The organism is Bradyrhizobium sp. GCM10028915, from assembly GCF_042666195.1.
GTDB classification, from domain to species: Bacteria; Pseudomonadota; Alphaproteobacteria; order Rhizobiales; family Xanthobacteraceae; genus Bradyrhizobium; species Bradyrhizobium canariense_D.
The window spans coordinates 183281-201502 of record NZ_JBHTFN010000001.1; the positions used below are offsets into that span (position 1 = coordinate 183281).

The 18222-nt window shown below is 64.1% G+C and carries 17 protein-coding genes; 13 read left to right on the forward strand and 4 right to left on the reverse strand.

Annotation, left to right across the window (positions count from 1 at the left end; genetic code table 11):
• The first annotated feature begins 43 nt into the window (after nt 1-43).
• The 3 genes from ACFQX9_RS00825 (at nt 44) to ACFQX9_RS00835 (ending at nt 3119) form a co-directional block, all read left to right on the forward strand.
• Nucleotides 44-1051, forward strand: a complete 1008-nt coding sequence (locus ACFQX9_RS00825) for a TRAP transporter substrate-binding protein (protein ID WP_377786076.1) — start codon at nt 44-46, stop codon at nt 1049-1051.
• Between the two features lie 149 nt (nt 1052-1200).
• Nucleotides 1201-1782, forward strand: a complete 582-nt coding sequence (locus ACFQX9_RS00830) for a TRAP transporter small permease (protein WP_377786078.1) — start codon at nt 1201-1203, stop codon at nt 1780-1782.
• Complete coding sequence (locus ACFQX9_RS00835) at nt 1779-3119, forward strand: TRAP transporter large permease (protein WP_354263554.1); 1341 nt, start codon at nt 1779-1781, stop codon at nt 3117-3119. Before ACFQX9_RS00830 ends, ACFQX9_RS00835 begins: the two co-directional genes overlap by 4 nt.
• 17 nt (nt 3120-3136) lie before the next feature.
• Here ACFQX9_RS00835 and ACFQX9_RS00840 read toward each other — a convergent pair whose 3' ends face one another.
• A complete protein-coding gene (locus tag ACFQX9_RS00840; protein ID WP_018457067.1) occupies nt 3137-3931 on the reverse strand; it encodes an enoyl-CoA hydratase/isomerase family protein in 795 nt (264 codons plus the stop codon).
• Between the two features lie 225 nt (nt 3932-4156).
• On the opposite strand from ACFQX9_RS00840, the gene ACFQX9_RS00845 reads away from it, so the two are divergent.
• Nucleotides 4157-5377: an NAD(P)/FAD-dependent oxidoreductase gene (locus tag ACFQX9_RS00845; RefSeq protein WP_247375567.1), complete on the forward strand. Its 1221-nt coding sequence runs from the start codon at nt 4157-4159 to the stop codon at nt 5375-5377.
• Here ACFQX9_RS00845 and ACFQX9_RS00850 read toward each other — a convergent pair whose 3' ends face one another.
• Together ACFQX9_RS00850 and ACFQX9_RS00855 are read right to left on the reverse strand one after the other, a co-directional pair.
• Nucleotides 5378-6295: a ribokinase gene (locus ACFQX9_RS00850; RefSeq protein WP_018457065.1), complete on the reverse strand. Its 918-nt coding sequence runs from the start codon at nt 6293-6295 to the stop codon at nt 5378-5380.
• Nucleotides 6296-6313: 18 nt separating this feature from the next.
• A complete protein-coding gene (locus ACFQX9_RS00855; protein WP_007593904.1) occupies nt 6314-7207 on the reverse strand; it encodes a sugar kinase in 894 nt (297 codons plus the stop codon).
• Between the two features lie 210 nt (nt 7208-7417).
• Here ACFQX9_RS00855 and ACFQX9_RS00860 point away from each other — a divergent pair, with 210 nt between their 5' ends.
• The 9 genes from ACFQX9_RS00860 to ACFQX9_RS00900 all read left to right on the forward strand — a co-directional run bounded on the left by ACFQX9_RS00860 (nt 7418) and on the right by ACFQX9_RS00900 (nt 16775).
• Nucleotides 7418-8266, forward strand: coding sequence for a VOC family protein (locus tag ACFQX9_RS00860; RefSeq protein ID WP_018457064.1), 849 nt, complete (start codon nt 7418-7420; stop codon nt 8264-8266).
• Between the two features lie 221 nt (nt 8267-8487).
• A complete protein-coding gene (locus tag ACFQX9_RS00865; RefSeq protein WP_018457063.1) occupies nt 8488-9147 on the forward strand; it encodes a TetR/AcrR family transcriptional regulator in 660 nt (219 codons plus the stop codon).
• A gap of 290 nt (nt 9148-9437) precedes the next feature.
• Nucleotides 9438-10247, forward strand: a complete 810-nt coding sequence (locus tag ACFQX9_RS00870) for an ABC transporter permease (protein ID WP_007593901.1) — start codon at nt 9438-9440, stop codon at nt 10245-10247.
• Between the two features lie 62 nt (nt 10248-10309).
• Entirely contained in the window at nt 10310-11302 is a 993-nt protein-coding gene (locus tag ACFQX9_RS00875; RefSeq protein WP_026233291.1) for an ABC transporter substrate-binding protein, read from the forward strand.
• 14 nt (nt 11303-11316) lie between these two features.
• Entirely contained in the window at nt 11317-12147 is an 831-nt protein-coding gene (locus ACFQX9_RS00880; protein ID WP_018457060.1) for an ABC transporter ATP-binding protein, read from the forward strand.
• Between the two features lie 3 nt (nt 12148-12150).
• A complete protein-coding gene (locus ACFQX9_RS00885) occupies nt 12151-13548 on the forward strand; it encodes a hypothetical protein (RefSeq protein WP_377786084.1) in 1398 nt (465 codons plus the stop codon).
• Entirely contained in the window at nt 13545-14696 is a 1152-nt protein-coding gene (locus ACFQX9_RS00890) for a Gfo/Idh/MocA family protein (protein WP_018457058.1), read from the forward strand. The genes ACFQX9_RS00885 and ACFQX9_RS00890 overlap by 4 nt, the downstream gene beginning before the upstream one ends.
• 10 nt (nt 14697-14706) lie before the next feature.
• Complete coding sequence (locus tag ACFQX9_RS00895) at nt 14707-15912, forward strand: dihydrodipicolinate synthase family protein (protein WP_018457057.1); 1206 nt, start codon at nt 14707-14709, stop codon at nt 15910-15912.
• Complete coding sequence (locus ACFQX9_RS00900; protein ID WP_018457056.1) at nt 15912-16775, forward strand: sugar phosphate isomerase/epimerase; 864 nt, start codon at nt 15912-15914, stop codon at nt 16773-16775. The genes ACFQX9_RS00895 and ACFQX9_RS00900 overlap by 1 nt, the downstream gene beginning before the upstream one ends.
• A gap of 137 nt (nt 16776-16912) precedes the next feature.
• Here the strand turns inward: ACFQX9_RS00900 and ACFQX9_RS00905 are convergent, their stop codons facing one another.
• Complete coding sequence (locus ACFQX9_RS00905; RefSeq protein WP_018457055.1) at nt 16913-18133, reverse strand: cytochrome P450; 1221 nt, start codon at nt 18131-18133, stop codon at nt 16913-16915.
• Nucleotides 18134-18222: the final 89 nt, after the last annotated feature.

The following is an 18222-nucleotide window of genomic DNA, read 5'->3' on the forward strand; positions in this document are numbered from 1 at the left end:
GCCCAGACCGCTAAAGCGGCGGGCGTTAAAACAGGGGGAAACGATGATCGCACGATCCATGCCAAGATTCTTACATCGGCTGGCGGCAACGGCCGCAATCCTGTTCGTCACGGGCGCATCTGCGCAGGAGGTGAAGCATTATCGCTTCGCCTACGACCAGCCGCGCAATACCGGCTACTCCATCGCGGGCGACCTCTTTGCCGAAAAGCTCAAGGAATTGAGCAAAGGCACCATGATCATCGATCAATATCCGGGCGCGCAGCTCGGGCAGGAGCCGCAGGTGCTCCAGCTCGTGAAGGCGGGCGACGTCGAGTTCTCGATCATCTCCTCGGCGAACACCGCGACGATCTCGCCGCAAGCGGGCGTGATGTCGTTGCACTTCCTGTTCCGCGACGAGAACCACGTGGTCAAGGGTCTGGCCGATCCAAAAGTGTTCGAGGCGCTCAAGACCATGATCGACGAGACCACGCAGGGCCTGCATGTGATCGCGACGGGGTCGCAGGGCGTGCGCCACATGTACTCGAAGAGGGAGATCCACAATGTCGGCGACATCAAGGGCCTGAAGATCCGGGTGCAGGCGACTGCGACCGAGGACACCATGTTCCCGGCCTACGGCGCCCAGACCGTGCACATGCCGTTCGGCAGCGTCTACACGAGCCTGCAGACCGGCGTCGTCGACGTCGCCGAGAACAGCATCAATGTCTACCTCGTCAACAAGCACTACGAGGTCGCGCCGGTCCTGAATATCACCGAGCACGAAGCCAACAACGCGCTGGTGTTCATCTCGGACAAGCTCTGGCAGAGCCTGTCGGCCGAGCAGAAGGGATGGGTCCAGGCGGCGGGGAACGAGGTCAGCTCCAAGGAGCCGCAGAAGGCCTTCGACCTCGAACGCACCGCGGCAGAGAAGCTGAAGAAGATGGGCGTGAAGATCGTCGACAACGTCGACAAGAAGACCTTCACGGCGACCGCCGATCCCTATCTCGACAAGCTCGCCAAGGAGCTCGGCCCGCACGCCGAGAAGATCAAGGATTTGATCCGCTCGATCAACTAGGCCGCGTACCGTTGCCTCCGCGTCGTCCCGGCGAAAGCCGGGACCCATACGCCGCGGCGGAGCTTGGGGCAGGATAGCCGCCAGCTTGCTTTGGCCACACGCAGCTGGGGGTATGGGTCGCGGCTTTCGCCGGGACGACGGGGATAGTGATGACCATCGCCGACAAACTGCTGGTGGAACGCCAACGTCACCTCAAATGGCGCGGGCTCGATTGGCTCGAGCTTGCGCTGATGATCCTCTGCGGCGTGCTCTGCTTCGGCTTCTCGCTATCGGTGACCGCCGACATCGTCACCCGCACCATCGGCCATCCCTGGCTGTGGCTCCAGGAAGTGACCTCGACGCTGTTCATCTATGCGATCTTCGTCGGGACCGCGGCTGCGACCCGGCGCAACGACCACCTCTATCTCACCGCGATCTCCGAGGCGATGCACGGCACGCCGCGTCTGATCGTCGAAGTCATCATCCGGATCGTGGTGCTCGGCGTCGCCTTCGGCCTGATCGTGTACGGCTATCAGAACTATCTTCGCGGCTTCGGCAGTTTCCGCCTGCCGTCGGGCACGCCGATCGCCTCGCTCTACGCGATCATCCCTCTGTCGGGCGTGCTGATCGGCCTGTTCACCATCGAGCAGCTCGTCAACGGTCTGCGCAACGGCTTTGACCACCCCGAGCCGCCCGAAGAGGATGACGGGGCGCCTGTTATCACCGACGCGCAGATGAGGGCGCAGCCGTGAGCGCACCCCTTGTTCTGGCGTTGATGACGGTCTGCTTCCTGTCGTTCGGCTATCTCGGCGTGCCCGTGCCGTTCTCGCTGATGGCCGGCGTCTTCATCGGCGCGCTGCTGTCGGACGTCTCGCTCGCCGCGATCATCCAAAAAGTCTTCGACGGCGTCGATTCCGAGGCGCTGCTGGCGATCCCGTTCTTCCTGCTGGTCGGCGAGCTCATGAGCTCGGCCAATGTGGTGGTTCGAATAGCCAACCTCTCGGTGTCCCTCGTTGGCCACATCAGAGGCGGCCTGTCGCAGGTCGTGGTCGTCTTCAGTATGTTCTTCTCGGAAATGTCGGGCTCGACCACGGCCGACGTCGCTGTGATGAGCCGCGCTCTGGGCGGCCCGATGAAGCGCGAGGGTTACGAGCCCGCCTTCATCGCCGCGATCATCGCATCCGCATCGACCATCGCGGCGCTGGTGCCGCCGAGCATCACCGCGGTGGTCTATGGCGCCGTCGGCAATGTCTCGATCGCCGGCCTGTTCATGGCAGGCGTCGTGCCGGGCCTGATGATCGGCTTCGGGTTGATGATCTATTGCTATTTCTTCGGCCCGTCCGGCCTGCGCAAGCCGCGCGCGCCGCTGCGGCAGGTGGTGTTCGCGGCCGGCGATGCGGCGCTGCCGCTGATGATTCCGGTGATCCTGTTGGGGGGCATCCTGACCGGCTGGTTCACGCCGACGGAAGCCGGTGTCGTCGCCGTGGTCTGGATTGTCGTCGTCGTGATCCCAGCGCTCAACCGCGGGCATATCAGGAAGATTCCGTACGATTTCTGTCTCGCCGGCCTGATCTTCTCGCTGCCGCTGATCACGATCGGCGCCGCCAATGCGTTCGGCTGGATGCTTGCCTATTTGCGCGGTGCAAGCTACATCGCCGAAGTCATCACCTCGCTCGCCGGCAACGATCCGCATCTGATCATGCTGCTGATGGTACTGCTGTTCACGGTGGTCGGCGATTTCATCGAACCGGTGCCGACCATCATCATTTTCATGCCGCTGGTCAACACACTGACGGAAGCCGGCGACATCAACGCCGTGCATATGGGCGTGGTGCTGATCGCCACGCTCGCCTTCGGCCTGATCACGCCGCCTTACGGCTTGGTGCTGCTGATGGCCTCGAAATTCGTCGGCGTCAGTTTCGCAAAGGCGCTACGCGCCGCTTTGCCGATCTATCTGGTGTTCCTCGGGACGATCGCGTTTGCGATCTATTTCCCGAGTGTGGTGCTGTGGCTGCCGCAGAAAGTGCTGCCGGAATCGGTCGGATGCTTCAAGTCGCCGGCGGGCACGGGCTATATCTGTCCCAAGTAAGCCTGCTCGAGTGAACGCTACTTGCTCTTGCTGGTGAATTTCTTCACGGCGGTTCGAAACTCCGCAGTGTTCATCGCCATGATGATCTTGTGCTCCTCGGCGTCGAGCTGCTGCTTCACCGGGGTCGTGGCGGCCTGGTAGACCAGCGACTTGGTGCCGGCAATCGCGGCGAGCGGGTTCTGCGCCAGCCGCTCGGCGAGGGTTCGCGTTGCCGCCTTCAACTCGGCGGCGGGAACGAGCTTCGCAACCAGACCCCATTCATGGGCCTGCTGCGCGGTAAAATTATCCTCGGCCAGGAAAATCTGCAGCGCGCGGCGGGAGCCGACCGTGTTGACGATGCCGACCGTAGATCCGCCATCCGGCGAGACGCCGATCTTGGCATAGGCCGGCGTGAATTTGGCATCCTCGGCGGCGATGCAGAGATCGGTGACGAAGGCGAGGCCCATGCCGGCGCCGGCCGCCGAGCCGTGCACGCTGGACAGCGAGACCTTCGGCATGCGCCGGAGGATCTCGATGAAGGCGTGATAGTGCTTCAACAGCTCGCCGACGACCGGCGTCACCGTGCCCGCTTCGGCGGCGGCGCCGATCGTCTGCAGATCGCCGCCAGCCGAGAAGGCGCGGCCTTCGCCTTCGAGGACCACGACCCTGATGTCGTCGGCGCCCTCAATGTAAGCCGCGAGCTGTTCGAGCTGTTGTGCAATCGCCAGATTGATCGAGTTGAACGCGGCGGGCCGGTTGAGCGTGATGGTCGCGATCGGCCCGTCGATCCGCAGCAAGGCGGGATCGTCGGGCTGGGAGACGGGAGCTGGCATCTTGAAATCCCCGGCATGAGGTCGTTCGTGCGACTAAATCGCAGAAGGCGAGGGGTGACAATCCCCGGCAGGCGCCCTTGCGCAAGCCGGAACGATAGGTTCAAATGGACCTGCCTTCGTCAGGGACGGACACGAGCGCCGGCTCCTCCTGGGCAAGCAAGCCAAAATCAGCGCGAGAGGAGACGACATGGGTGACGCTCGTGTCTTGCGGAAATGGGCTGTCCAATGACGGACGGTCCGGTGGTCATTATCGGTGCCGGCCATGGCGGCTACCAGGTGGCGGCATCGCTGCGTCAGGCGGGATTTTCCGCTGCTATCTGCCTGATCAACGACGAGGCGCATCTGCCCTATCAGCGGCCGCCTTTGTCCAAGGCTTACATCAAGGGGACCGCCGGGCCGGAGAGCCTGATGTTCCGGCCGGAGAAATTCTACCAGGACCAGAGCATCGAGCTGGTCGCGGGCCGCGCCGTGTCGATCGACCGTGCGGGGCGCAAGGTGCTGCTCGCCTCGGGCAGGACGCTGCCCTACGGCCACCTCGTGCTGGCGACCGGCGCCCGCAACCGGCTGCTCGATCTGCCCAATGCGAACCTTCCCGACGTGAAATATCTGCGCATCCTCGACGACAGCGAGGCGCTGCGGCAGATCATGCCGTCAAAGACGCGGGTCGTGGTGATCGGCGCCGGCTTCATCGGCCTCGAATTCGCGGCCACCGCGCGCATCAAGGGGCTAGAGGTCGACGTGCTCGAACTCGCCCCGCGCGTGATGGCGCGCGCGGTGACGGCTGAGGTGTCGGAGTATTTTCAGGCGCGGCATCGCGAGGCCGGCATCCGCATCCACCTCGGCGTGCAAGCAACCGCGATCGAGGCGGAGGACGGCAAGGTCACCGGCGTCTCCTTGAGCGACGGAAGGCATTTGCCGGCGGATCTTGTCGTGGTCGGCGTCGGCGTGCTGCCGAACATCGAGCTTGCGGCGGAGGCGGGGCTGCCGGTCGCGGCCGGGATCATCGTCGACGAATATCTCTCGACGGCCGATCCTGATATCTCGGCGATCGGCGATTGCGCGCTGTTCAACAGCCCGCGCTTCGGCGGATCGCAGCGGCTGGAATCGGTGCAGAATGCCACCGATCACGCGCGCTGCCTCGCGGCGCGGCTGACCGGCGACCGCAAGGCCTATGACAGCCATCCCTGGTTCTGGAGCGACCAGGGCGAGGACAAGCTCCAGATCGCGGGCCTCACCACCGGCTACGACCGCGTCGTCCTGCGCGGCGATCCCACCAGGAAGGCATTCTCGGCGTTCTGCTACAAGGGCGACAATCTGCTCGGCATCGAATCGATCAACCGTGCCGGCGACCACATGTTCGGCCGCCGCCTGTTCGGCCTGGATCGCTCGATCACGCCGGAGCATGCCGCCGACGAAAGTTTCGACCTGAAGGGCGCGCTGGCGTGATCAGTTCGCATTGAGGACGGCGGCGACTTCCGCGGCCGTCGGCATCGACGGCCCCGCGCCCATGCGCTGCACGGAGATCGAGGCGGCGGCATTGGCGAAGGCGAGTGCTGCGCGCAAGTCGACGCCGTCGGCGAGTTGCGCCGCGAGTGCTCCCACAAAACAATCGCCTGCGCCCGTGGTGTCGACCGCCTTCACCACGCGGCCTTGCACCGAAATCTCCTCGCGTCCCGCGAGCGCCAGCACGCCGCGCTTGCCGAGGGTCACGCAGATGGTCTGGTCCTCGCGCGCCTGAAGTTTTCGTGCGACGTCGAGGATGCGCGCGGCCTCGTCACTGTCGGACAACTCCACGCCGGCGAGGAGGCCGAGCTCGGTCTCGTTCAGCACGAGGATGTCGATCAGCGCGAGCAATTCGCTCGACATGGTTTGTGCCGGAGCCGGATTGAGCAGCGTCGTGGCGCCAATGTCGCGAGCCCGCCGGAAGAACGCGGCGATCGTCGGCAGCGGGATCTCGAATTGGCTGACCGCGACGTCGCCCTTGGCTAGCGGGACGGCCGCGACGTCATCGACGCCGACAAGCGCATTGCTGCCGGGAATGACGACGATGGTGTTGTCGGCCTCCGCCACCGTGATGATGGCCGTGCCTGTGTGCGCCTCGGCCGTCTCTCGGATCGCGCCGAGATCGATGCCTTGCGCGCCGAGGAACGTCCTCAGCTCACCGCCGAACGAATCCTTGCCCAGCCGGCCGATCAGCGTGGTCCGCGCGCCAAGCCGCGACGCCGCCACCGCCTGGTTGGCGCCCTTGCCGCCCGGAAAATACAGCACCTGCTTGCCGGCGACGGTCTCGCCGACCCTGGGATGGCGATCGGCTGTCGCCACCACATCCATGTTGATGCTGCCGGCGACGAAGACGCGCCCCATGAGAGACCCCTGCGAGCGCTAGACCCTAACCTCGAACTCGTGCCTGACCTTGGCGATGTCGACAAGAGTCGGCAGGCCAGCTTCGTTGCCAAGACGCTGGATCTTGAAGGTCGAGGCTGCCCGGGCAAAATCGAAATGCTCGCGCCAGCTTTTGCCGGGATGGGCGAGATAGGAATAGACATAGGCGCCATGGAAGACGTCGCCGGCGCCGTTGGTGTCGATCACGCGCTCGCGCGGAATCGGCATCGCCGGCATCACCTGCACCGTTCCGGTCTCGTCGTACCAGAGCAGGCCCTTCTCGCCCATGGTGATGCCGCCGATCTTGCAGCCGCGGCTCTTGAGATAGTCCAGCATCTTTTCCGGCGTGAGATCCATCTGCTCGCACAGGCGCTCGGCGACGATCGCGACGTCGATGAATTCCAATAGCTCATGCGTGTTGGTGCGCAGGCCGCCACCGTCGAGCGAGGTCAAGATGCCGGCCTCGCGGCAGACTTTTGCGTAGTGGATCGCGGCATCGGGCTGATGGCCGTCGACATGCAGCGCGCGGCAGCCGCCGAGATTGAGCATCGGGAAGGGATGGATGTGGTCGTCGTCGCGGCAGCGGACGATGGCGCGCTTGCCGTCCTTGGGCATGATGAAGGACAGCGAGGACTGATTGACCTTCCGCCCATGGAGCGAAATCGCATATTTCGCGCACATGTCCATGAACATGCGGCCGAGCCAGTCATTGGCCGCGGTGGCGATCAGATCGGGCACGATGCCGAGCTTGGCGCAGCAGAACGCCGCGGTCACCGCATTGCCGCCGAAGGAAACCGCGTAGTCGGAGGCCACGTGCTTCTCGTCGCCGGTCGGCATGTGGTCGGTGATGAAGACGACGTCGATATAGGTCTGTCCGATGAAGAGAGCCTGCATTGCTTGTCCGTGATGCGCTTTGTGGTCCCGGCCGGCGTGCTTACTGTAACACCGGTTCCGTCGCGGGACCGCTGAAATTATTCGCAAAACCGCCGCTGCGAGTGCTTGAGGTCGGCATGCGGCCGGAATACGACCATCACCGGGTAATGCCAAGCCCGGACAAACGCCGTCTCTCGGTCCACGGTTCCGGGCCGCTCAACAGGGGGAAGCATGATCACCGGCCTCGATCACGTCGTCGCACTGGTCAGGGATATCGGTGCGGCCAAGGCGGCCTATCAGACGCTGCTCGGGCGCGCGCCGGCCTGGCAGAACTCGGGCGAGGGCGCCGACCGGGTGTTGTTCACTCTTGCGAACATGACGATCGAATTGATGGCGCCGAACGGCTTCAGCGTGGCCGCCGACCGCATGCGCGCGCTGCTCGATGACCAGGAAGGCGTGCTCGCCAGCCTGTGCTTTCGTGTCGCGGACATGAGAAAAATGCACCGGCGGCTGGAGCGGGTGGCGCTCAAGCCGGATCCGGTCGCCGAGGTCGAAAGCAGCGATGCGGAGAGCGGTGCGGTCCTGCACTGGAAGCGGACGCGCGCCGCCACGGAGCTCACGCGCGGCGTGCGCATGTTCTTCCTCGAACTGGCTGATGAGCGTCCGCTTTCGCCGGCGACCGATATCGCGCCGATCGATGCGCTCGACCACGTCGTGATCACGACCGAAGACTCCGATCGCGCCGCCGCGCTCTATGGCGCGCGGCTCGGGCTCGATCTGGCGCTTGACCGCTCGCACCAGGATTGGGGCCAGCTGATGTTCTTCCGCTGCGGCGATCTCGTCGTCGAGGTGGTGCGCCGCCCCGTTGCGGGCGGCGATTCCCTGCATGACCGCCTCTGGGGCCTGAGCTGGCGGGTGGCCGATATCGACGCCACGCGCGCCCGCCTGATTGCCGCCGGCCTCGACGTCAGCGACGTGCGCAACGGCCGCAAGCCGGGCACGCGGGTGATGACGGTGCGGACCGGCACCTGCGGCACCCAGACGGTCCTGCTGGAGCGCTCGTCGAAGCCGGTGGATTGAGGTTCAGTCCTCCCCTCGTCATTGCGAGGAGCTCTTGCGACGAAGCAACCCAGACTGCCTCCGTGGTGGCAGTCTGGATTGGGTCGCTACGCTCGCAATGACGAAACTATGCGGCGGGCCGAGCGCGTGTTACACGGCATCCTGATAGCACCCAGCGAGCAACCGGTTTGGCGAAAGCAGCGGCAAAGCGAACTCTGAAATGGCAGCGCGATCCCGAGGGGATGCGGCTGCGCATTCTCGAAGCCGCCAAGCAGGAATTCTCGGCGCACGGGCTTGCCGGTGCGCGCGTCGACCGCATCGCGGCCAACGCCGGCGCCAACAAGCGGATGCTGTATTATCACGTCGGCAACAAGGACGAGCTCTATCTCGCGGTGCTCGAAGGCGCCTATGACAAGATCCGCAGCGAGGAGCGCGGGCTCGATCTCGAACATCTCGATCCGCCCGAGGCCATCCGCCGCCTAATTGAGTTCACCTGGAATTATTTCCTGCGCAATCCCGAATTCCTGTCGCTGCTCCAGACCGAGAATCTCGCGCGCGCAAAGCATCTCAAGAAATCGACCAAGGTGAAGTCGATGCACTCGCCCTTCGTCGAGATGATCGGCACCGTGGTGCGGCGCGGTGTGTCCGGCGGCGACTTCAAGGTCGCGGTCGATCCTGTCCAGCTCTACATCTCGATCGCGGGACTCTGCTTCTTCTATCTGTCGAACTCGGCGACGCTTAGCGTGATCTTCGGTCGCGATTTGCTGGCCAAGGACGCCAAGGACGAGCGGCTGGACCACATGGTCGGCCTCGTGCTGGCAGCGCTGACGGGGCAGTCGGCCGCACTGTTAGCTATGACGAAGGCGCCGAAGTCGCGCGCTGCGGTGGCGCAGACGGTTTAGCGGTGTAACTCGCTACAGCTCGATGGATTATCGGCGCTTCTCCGAACTCAGCCGTCATCGTCCGGCTTGACCGGACGATCCAGTACTCCGAGACGGTTTTGGTTGAGCCGACGGGTCGCGGCGTACTGGATTCCCCGCCTTCGCGGGGAATGACACCGAAGACGTGGCGCTGCCGACGCGTCCCTCAAGCCACCCGGAACCCGCCCAAAACGTCGCAGGAAAACCGCTGGACAGTATTTACCCAACGGGTTAATTTCTCGCCCAACGAACAAGACTGCCGGGAGTGAGACGTGGCTGAGCTGAAGCCGCAGAGTGCGGTGTCCAAGATGCTGAATGCGGCCTGGATTCGGCCGTTTTTGTTCCTGGTGTTCATCGTCGTGGCCTGGGATCTCGCCATCCGGCTGTTCAAGATTCCCGCCTACCAGATCCCGTCGCCGGGCGATGTCATTGCGGTGCTGCGCACCGATTGGCCGGAACTGTTGCGCCAGTCCTGGCCGACGACTTATGCCACCGTCTGCGGTTTCGCGCTCTCGGCGTTGTTTGGCATCCCCATCGCGATGCTGATCGCGGGCTCCAAGACGGTGGAGAGCTACGTCTATCCGCTGCTGGTGTTCTCGCAATCCGTGCCGAAGATCGCGATCGCGCCGCTGTTCGTAGTCTGGTTTGGCTTCGGCATCATTCCGAAAGTGATTTCGGCGTTCCTGCTCGGCTTCTTTCCGGTGGTGGTCTCCGCCGTGCAGGGCTTCAAATCGGTCGATCCAGATATGGTCGATCTCGCCCGCGCCATGCAGGGCAGCCGCTTCCAGGTGTTTTGCGCGGTGAACCTGCCGCATGCGCTGCCCGCGATCTTCTCCGGCCTCAAAGTGTCAGTGACGCTCGCCGTGGTCGGCGCCGTCGTCGGCGAGTTCGTCGGCTCCAATTCCGGCATCGGCTATGTGATGCAGCGCTCGATCGGCACCTTCGACCTGCCCACGATGTTCGCAGCGCTCGTGATCCTGGCGCTGCTCGGCGTCATCCTGTTCTGGATCGTGGACCGGATCGAGAAGCTGGTCATTCCCTGGCATGTCAGCCAGCGCGAGGACGTGATTTTCGCCTCTTAACAGCAACCAAAGCAACGAACGGCCGCCAAAGGCCGGCGCAACAACGATAAGGGAGAGTGACGATGAAGCGGTGGATAGGAGCTGTCTCGGCGGCGCTGATGGTGTTCGCAGCCATGCCGGCGCAAGCAGCCGACAAGGTCGTGCTGATGCTCAACTGGTACGTCTATGGCGAGCACGCGCCGTTTTATTACGGCAAGGCCAAGGGCATCTACGCCGCCGAAGGCATCGACCTCGAGATCCAGGAAGGCCGCGGCTCGGCTGCGACCACGCAGGCGGTGGCCGCCAAGACCGCCGATTTCGGCTATGTCGACGTGCCCACCATGATGCGCGCCGCGATCAAGGGCGCCCCGGTGGTCGCGACCGGCGTGCTGCTCCAGACCAGCCCGATGTCCGCGATGGGTTTCGTCGACAAGAACATCAGGAAGCCCGAGGATATCAAGGGCAAGACGGTGGCGATCACGCCAGCCGATTCCATGACCCAGATCTGGCCGTTGTTCCTGAAGAAGACCGGCCTCAAGGAAAGCGACTTCCAGACGGTGGCGGGCGACGGCCAGACCAAGCTCAACGCGGTCATCAACGGCCAGGCTGATCTCTTGCTCGGCTATGTCATGGACCAGTCCATGAAGATCAAGGACGCCACCGGCAAGGACGTCTATCCGATCAAGTTCGCCGACTACGGCATCAACATGGTCTCCTCGGGTATCATCGCCAACACTGATTATGTGAAAGCCAATGCCGACCTCGTCCGCCGCTTCATGTCGGCGACGACCAAGGCGGTCGAGGCCGCCGAGAAGGAGCCGAAGGCCGCGGCGCAGTCGATCCTCGATGCCAACCCAAAGGGCGGCAAGATCGACACGCTGACGCAAGGATTTGAGCTGACCATTCCGCTCTACCGGACGCCCGAGACCAAGAGCAAGCGGCCGTTCCAGGTCACCGACCAGAACATGACGGACTCGGTCAATCTGATGGTCGAATATGGCGGGCTCGATGCCAAGGCCAAGGAGAACCCGAAGGCGTTCTATACCAATGACTATCTGCCGAAGAGTGGCTCGTGAAACCTGCGACAACCATGAGTGAAACCCTGCAACCGGCCGCGCATCTGAGACTGGTGAGCGACCGGGCTGCCGGCGATGCGTCGGGAATCAAGCTGTCCGGCGTGTCGAAGACCTACCGGACGCGCGACGGCGATGTGCCGTCGTTGCGGCCGCTCGACTTCCACATCAATGACGGCGAGTTCTTCGTCGTGGTCGGCCCATCCGGCTGCGGCAAGTCCACGCTGCTCAAGCTGATCTCGGGATTGCTGCCGCCGACGACGGGCGAGATCCTGGTCGAGGGCGAGAAAGTGACAGCGCCGCATGGCAATGTCGGCATCGTATTTCAGAACGCGCTGCTGCTGCCATGGCGCAACATCCTGTCCAACGTGATGCTGCCGATCGACATGAAGCGGCTGCCGCGGCAGACATATCTCGACCGCGCCAAGGCGCTGTTGAAGCTGGTTGGGCTCGAAGGTTTCGAGAAGAAGCTGCCGTGGCAGCTCTCCGGCGGCATGCAGCAGCGCGCCTCGATCTGCCGCGCCCTGGTGCATGATCCCCGGATCATGCTGATGGACGAGCCGTTCGGCGCTCTTGATGCGCTGACGCGCGAGCGCATGAATGTCGAGCTGATGCGGATCCAGCGCGAAACCAGGAAGACGGTGCTGCTGATCACGCATTCGATCCCCGAAGCCGTGTTCCTCGCTGATCGCGTACTGGTCATGACCGAGCGGCCCGGCGCGGTCGCCGCGATCTACGACGTGCCGCTGCCGCGGCCCCGTTCGCTCGACGTGATGGCCGATCCTGTTTTCACGGAGCTGGTGCAGCGGATCCGCAAGCATTTTTTCTCGCAAGGGACGCTGGACTAAACCATGGCGCCGCGCCTGAAGCTGCGAGACATCACCTTCTTCGAACGCCCCGTGCATTTCGCGCGGCCGTTCCGCTTCGGCGCGATCACCATCCATGCGACACCGCAGCTGTTCGTGCGGGTCGAGATCGAGGTTGAAGGCAGGGGAAGTGCCATCGGAGCCAGCGCCGAGCTGCTGGTGCCGAAATGGTTCGACAAGCGGCCGGAGCTGTCGCCGGCGCAGACCGTGGATGATTTGCGCCGCTCGCTGGAGATCGCGCGGGGGCTTTATCTCGCGCGAACCGGATTTCTCACGGCATTCGATCTGCATGCCTCGTGCATCGGTGCCCAGGTCGCGACCTGTGCGAAAAAGAACATTCCGGCACTTGCTGCGGCTTACGGCCCCGCGGAAATCGACAAAGCGATCCTCGATGCGCTGCTCCGCGCCGCCGAGACCAATTTTTTCGACGGCATGGTCGGCAACATCGCCGGCATCGATGCGCGGCTTTCGCCCGACCTGAAAGCAACGGATCTCACGACGTTCCTATCTGGCCGGAAACCGCTGTCGCGCGTTGCCATCAGGCATACCGTCGGCCTCGATGACACTGTTGAAGGCGATGGCGGGGTTGCGGATACCCGCAAAAATGCCGGTGCAAGGTACTTCAAGCTGAAGCTGTCGGGGGACCCCATCGCCGATACAGCGCGGCTGGCGCGCATTGGCAAGGAGCTCGATGCGCTGGAGCGTGACTACAAGGTGACGCTCGATGCCAACGAGCAATATGCCGATCTCGCGGCGTTGCAGGCACTGATCGACCGGCTCGACCATGATCCCGCGCTGCGATCGATTTCATCCAGGCTGCTCTATGTCGAGCAGCCGATGCCGCGCGATGTCACGAGGCAGTCGCCGCTCGGCTCGCTAGCTGCGCGCGGCTTCATCATCGACGAAGCCGACGATTCCTACGACGCGTTTCCCGCGGCACGGGCGCTCGGCTATTGCGGCATCTCCTCCAAATCCTGCAAAGGGCTTTACAAGTCCATCGTCAACGCGACGCGCGCGGCGAAATGGAGCCCGGCCGGCGAAAGATTTTTCGTGACCGGTGAGGACCTCACCTGCCAAGCCGGCCTCGCCGTGCAGCAGGACCTTGCGCTGGGCGCCTTCATCGGCATCACCCATGCCGAACGCAACGGCCATCACTACGTCGACGGCTTCGGTGACACGCCCGCCGCGGAGGCTCAGGCGTTCGCCGCCGCGCACCCCGATCTCTACGCCGATGCGGGGCAGGGCGTCCGTCTCTCCATTCACGACGGCGATCTCCTGACGGGATCGCTTCGCACAACGGGATTTGCGACGTCGGTCCATCCGGACTGGTCGGCGCTACGCCCGCTCGAACAGCCCAAATCACCTAGGGAGCAATCGGCATGACCACCCAACGCCTTGGCCTCATCATGAACGGCGTCACCGGCCGCATGGGCCTCAACCAGCATCTGATCCGCTCGATCGTTGCGATCCGCGAGCAGGGCGGCGTCCGCTTGAAGAACGGCGACCGCGTGATGCCGGACCCGATCCTGGTCGGCCGCAGCGCCGAGAAGGTCGAGGGGCTCGCCAAGCGCTACAACATCACGCGCTGGACCACCGATCTCGATGCGGCCCTTGCCGACAAGAACGACACCATGTTCTTCGACGCCGCGACCACGCAGGCGCGCCCCGGGCTGCTGACCCAGGCCATCAATGCCGGCAAGCACGTCTATTGCGAGAAGCCGATCGCGACGAACTTCGAGGCGGCGCTCGAGGTCGTCAAGCTCGCCAATTCCAAGGGCATCAAGCACGGCACGGTGCAGGACAAGCTGTTCCTGCCCGGCCTGAAGAAGATCGCCTTCCTGCGCGACTCCGGCTTCTTCGGTCGCATCCTCTCGGTGCGCGGCGAGTTCGGCTATTGGGTGTTCGAAGGCGGCTGGCAGGAGGCGCAGCGGCCGTCATGGAATTACCGCGACGAGGACGGCGGCGGCATCATCCTCGACATGGTTTGCCACTGGCGCTACGTGCTCGACAATCTCTTTGGCGAGGTCGAGAGCGTGAGCTGCATCGGCAACACCGACATCCCCGAGCGTTTCGACGAGCAGGGCAAGAAGTACAAGGCGACCGCCGACGACTCCGCCTATGCCACGTTCCAGCTCAAGGGCGGCGCCATCGCCCACATCAACATGTCCTGGGTGACGCGCGTCTATCGCGACGATCTCGTCACCTTCCAGGTCGACGGCACGCTGGGCTCGGCCGTCGCCGGCCTTTCCGACTGCATGATCCAGGCGCGGCAGGCGACGCCCCGGCCGGTATGGAATCCCGACGAGAAGCGGCTGCACGATTTCTACGGCGACTGGCAGAAGCTGCCTGACAACGTCACCTACGACAACGGCTTCAAGGAGCAGTGGGAGATGTTCATCCGCCACGTCTACGAGGATGCGCCCTACAAGTTCACGCTGCTCGAAGGCGTCAAGGGCGTGCAGCTCGCCGAATGCGCGCTGAAGAGCTGGAAGGAGCGGCGCTGGATCGACGTCGCGCCGATTAAGGTCTGAGGAGGGAATAATGAACAAGCCCGTCCAGCCCAAGCCCGTTCCGTCAACGTCGTCCCTGTCGCTCAAGCTGCCGAAAGCCGATCGCTCGATCGAGACCTACCGGCTCGCGGCCTCGCGAACGTTTCCGGCAAAGCTCGAGGGGCCGCTGAGCCGCATCGCGTTCTCGGCCGTCCATACCGTGACCGATCCCTTTGCCGACAACGACCCGTGGCTCTCCGCCGCTGTCGACTGGGACAAGACTATCGCCTTCCGCGAGCACGTCTGGGACCTCGGGCTTGGCGTTGCGGAAGCCATGGACACCGCGCAACGCGGCATGGGGCTGGACTGGCCGACCTCGCTGGAGCTGATCACGCGCTCGGTGTCTGCCGCCAAGCGTCGCAACGCGCTGGTGTTTTCCGGAGCGGGCACCGACCATCTCGCGGTGGAGGACGCCAGAAATATGGACGACGTGATCCGCGCCTATGAGGAGCAGACATCGGCGGTCGAGAAGGTCGGCGGCCGCATCATCTTGATGGCGTCGCGCGCGCTGGCGAAGCTTGGCCGTAATGCCGACGATTACGCAAAGGTCTATGATCGCGTGCTGTCGCAGGTTCGCGAGCCCGTGATCATCCACTGGCTCGGCGACATGTTCGATCCGGCGCTGACGGGATATTGGGGCACCAACGATCTCGACAAGGCGATGGATATTGCGGTCGCCATCATCAACGGCAACGCCGCCAAGGTCGACGGTGTCAAGGTATCGCTGCTCGACAAGCAGCGCGAGATCGACATGCGCCGTCGTCTCGACAAGCGCATCAAGATGTATACGGGCGACGATTTCAATTATGCGGAGCTGATCGCCGGCGACGTCGAAGGCTTTTCGCACGCGCTGCTCGGCATTTTTGACGCGATCGCGCCGGCGGCGTCCTACGCCTTGTCGCGCCTGGCAGCGGGTGACGAAGCCGGCTTCCACGACGTGCTGGGGCCGACGGTGCCGCTGTCGCGGCACATCTTCAAGGCGCCGACGCGGTTCTACAAGACCGGCGTGGTTTTCATGGCCTATCTCAACGGCCACCAGGACCACTTCACCATGGTCGGCGGGCAGGAGAGCACGCGCTCGACGCTGCATCTGGCCGAACTGTTCCGGCTGGCCGACAAGGCCGGACTGCTCGCCGATCCGGAGCTGGCGACGCGGCGGATGCAGGCGGTGCTCTCAACGCACGGAATCGAATCCTGATGCGTGATTTCTCGTCCGACCATCGTTGGCTGTCGCTCAACACGGCGACAATCCGGAAACAGGGTGATCTCGTCGAGATCATCGACGCCTGTGCCAGGCACGGTATCCGCGCCATCGACCCCTGGCGCGACCAGGTCGCAACCGTCGGCCTCGATCGTGCCGCGCGTGCGGTGCGCGATGCCGGTCTCGACCTATCGGGCTATTGCCGTGGCGGCATGTTCACCTCCGACGCAGCGCGCCGCGGCGAGGTGCGAGACGACAACCGGCGCTGCGTCGATGAAGCCAAGGCACTGGGCGCCCCCTGCGTCGTGCTCGTCGTCGGCGGCCTGCCGCAATATTCGCGGCCGGGCAGCGAGGCGTCGAAGGACATCGCCGGCGCGCGGACGCAGGTCGAGGAAGCGCTCGCCGAAATGCTCGACTACGCCAAACAGGCCAAGCTGCCGCTGGCGATCGAGCCGCTGCATCCGGCCTATGCGGCCGACCGCGCCTGCGTCAACACGACGAAGCAGGCGCTCGACATCTGCGACCGGCTCGACCCTGATCGCAGCGGCATGCTCGGCGTCGCGCTGGACGTCTATCACATCTGGTGGGATCCGGAGCTGATGGGGCAGATCGCGCGCGCCGGCCGAGATCGCCTGCTCGCCTTCCATGTCTGCGACTGGCTGGTGCCGACCAGGGACATTCTCAACGACCGCGGGATGATGGGCGACGGCGTGATCGACATCAAATCGGTGCGCGCAGCGGTCGAAGCGCAGGGCTTTGCCGGCTATTCGGAGATCGAAATCTTCTCCAACGACTGGTGGGGTAAACCGTTGGACGAGGTGCTGCAAACCTGCATCGCGCGGCACAAGACGGTGGTTTAGGCCTTCCGGCAATTGTTGCGCGCGGCGGCGCCGATGGCCTGGGATGTCAAATGGTTGCGCGGAATCGCTGGCCCATCCCGCGCCGGTAACCTTCTACTGTGCATGGGGTTGTTTTCGCGATTTTTTGTTTTGATGCCTCAGCCGATCGCGCAGGGCACGCTCAAAAAGCCGCGGAACCGCACCCGTCCGCCCCTGACCGGCTGTCCGCTCACGGCATAGTTCGGGAAGCGCGCCAAGAAGCGCGAGACCGCGATGGCGCCTTCCAATCGTGCCAGCGCCATGCCGGCGCATTGATGCGCGCCGGTGGCGAAGGCGAGATGCCGGTTCGGCGTGCGCGCGATGTCGAATCTCTCCGGGTCCGGAAACTGTGCGGGGTCACGGTTGGCAGCGCCGATACAGAGCGTGATGGATGTGCCGGCTTCGAGCATGACGCCGCCGAGTTCGACCCGCTCCGTGGTCATGCGGTTGCCGAGCTGGTTCGAGCTCTCGTAGCGCAGCATCTCTTCGACCGCAGTCTTGATCAGCTCAGGATTGTCGATCAGCCGCCGCTTCTGATCCGGGTTCCGGTCGAGCGCCACGAGGCCGTTGCCGATCAGGTTGGTGGTGGTCTCGTGGCCGGCATTGAGCAGGAAGATGCAGTTGTGCAGCAGCTCCTTCTCGGTCAGCCGCTCGCCGTTGTCTTCACCCTGTATCAGGCGCGTCAGCACGTCGCGCTCGGGGGTGCCGGGCCTTTCGCGCCGGCGCGCGACCAGCGTTCGGAGGTAGGCGAGGAAGTCCGTCACCGCCTTGTTGCCGCGGGCAGCCACTTCAGGCGACACCACCGGTTCGAGGGCGCCCAGGATCGCCAGCGACCAGTCGCGCAGCGGCGCGCGCTCGTCATGGGGCACGTCAAGCAGATTGCCGATCACCTCGATCGGGATCGAGGCGGCGAAGTCCTCGATCAGCTCGCAATCACCTTTGGCGGCAATGGCGTCAAGCAAGCCGTCGACCAGCTTGATGATGTCAGGCTCCATCCCCGCGATCGCGCGCGGCGACAGCGCGCCCATGATCAGACGCCGCACGCGGGTATGCGCCGGCGGATCGTTGAAGACGAGGCTCGTGGTGTGGTGCTCGTAGAGCGGGGTGTCGCCGTATTTCGGCGCGAACTCGCGCTTCTTGTCCGAGCTGAACGATTTTGTGTTCTTGTAGGTCGTAACGAGGTCGTCATAGCGGGTCAGGAACACGGTGCCGTTGCGCAGGCGCTTGACCGGCTCGTTCTCCCGCAGTGCACGATAGGTCGGGTAGGGATTGTGGTAGAATTCCGCCGTCAGCTGTTCCAGATCGAAACTGGCCGCCAGTTCATTCGCACTTGCGTTCATGCCGCCATACTCGCCGGTTGAGTCCGATATGCTGTATTCGCTCTTTTGAGCGGCTCGGTTCACCGTCTACAGTCGAGCCGCGATTTGCA

Bases quoted from the DNA above. Each gene is read 5' to 3' on its own strand.
- ACFQX9_RS00825 (WP_377786076.1), top strand. From the start codon at position 44: ATGATCGCACGATCCATGCCAAGATTCTTACATCGGCTGGCGGCAACG.
- ACFQX9_RS00830 (WP_377786078.1), top strand. From the start codon at position 1,201: ATGACCATCGCCGACAAACTGCTGGTGGAACGCCAACGTCACCTCAAA.
- ACFQX9_RS00840 (WP_018457067.1), bottom strand. From the start codon at position 3,931: ATGCCAGCTCCCGTCTCCCAGCCCGACGATCCCGCCTTGCTGCGGATC.
- ACFQX9_RS00845 (WP_247375567.1), top strand. From the start codon at position 4,157: ATGACGGACGGTCCGGTGGTCATTATCGGTGCCGGCCATGGCGGCTAC.
- ACFQX9_RS00850 (WP_018457065.1), bottom strand. From the start codon at position 6,295: ATGGGGCGCGTCTTCGTCGCCGGCAGCATCAACATGGATGTGGTGGCG.
- ACFQX9_RS00855 (WP_007593904.1), bottom strand. From the start codon at position 7,207: ATGCAGGCTCTCTTCATCGGACAGACCTATATCGACGTCGTCTTCATC.
- ACFQX9_RS00860 (WP_018457064.1), top strand. From the start codon at position 7,418: ATGATCACCGGCCTCGATCACGTCGTCGCACTGGTCAGGGATATCGGT.
- ACFQX9_RS00865 (WP_018457063.1), top strand. From the start codon at position 8,488: ATGCGGCTGCGCATTCTCGAAGCCGCCAAGCAGGAATTCTCGGCGCAC.
- ACFQX9_RS00875 (WP_026233291.1), top strand. From the start codon at position 10,310: ATGAAGCGGTGGATAGGAGCTGTCTCGGCGGCGCTGATGGTGTTCGCA.
- ACFQX9_RS00880 (WP_018457060.1), top strand. From the start codon at position 11,317: ATGAGTGAAACCCTGCAACCGGCCGCGCATCTGAGACTGGTGAGCGAC.
- ACFQX9_RS00885 (WP_377786084.1), top strand. From the start codon at position 12,151: ATGGCGCCGCGCCTGAAGCTGCGAGACATCACCTTCTTCGAACGCCCC.
- ACFQX9_RS00890 (WP_018457058.1), top strand. From the start codon at position 13,545: ATGACCACCCAACGCCTTGGCCTCATCATGAACGGCGTCACCGGCCGC.
- ACFQX9_RS00895 (WP_018457057.1), top strand. From the start codon at position 14,707: ATGAACAAGCCCGTCCAGCCCAAGCCCGTTCCGTCAACGTCGTCCCTG.
- ACFQX9_RS00900 (WP_018457056.1), top strand. From the start codon at position 15,912: ATGCGTGATTTCTCGTCCGACCATCGTTGGCTGTCGCTCAACACGGCG.
- ACFQX9_RS00905 (WP_018457055.1), bottom strand. From the start codon at position 18,133: ATGAACGCAAGTGCGAATGAACTGGCGGCCAGTTTCGATCTGGAACAG.